Raw genomic sequence first — 230 nt, forward strand, 5'->3', positions numbered from 1 at the left:
ACAAACATGGATAATGATTCATCTATTTCTCTCCATATTTTAAACAAGAAATTTTCATACCTATCATGAACTTTCTTTACTATTACGTCAAAAATTTTATCTTTTTCAAGCAATAAATAAAATGTTATTACATGAATTAATATAAGATGAATAACTATTCCTATAAAATTCGATATTACTGCAAACATTACTGTTATCAAAGTTGAATAAGATGATAGTAATGTATTAGC

The 230-nt window shown here is 23.0% G+C and carries 1 pseudogene; it reads right to left on the reverse strand.

Features of this window, described 5'->3' with window-relative positions:
- A pseudogene (locus VJI93_RS09325) lies at positions 1-200 on the reverse strand (AI-2E family transporter); the annotation flags it as partial.
- Positions 201-230 lie beyond the last annotated feature (30 nt).

The organism is Parvimonas sp. M20 (genome assembly GCF_035282425.1).
Classification (GTDB): Bacteria; Bacillota; Clostridia; order Tissierellales; family Peptoniphilaceae; genus Parvimonas.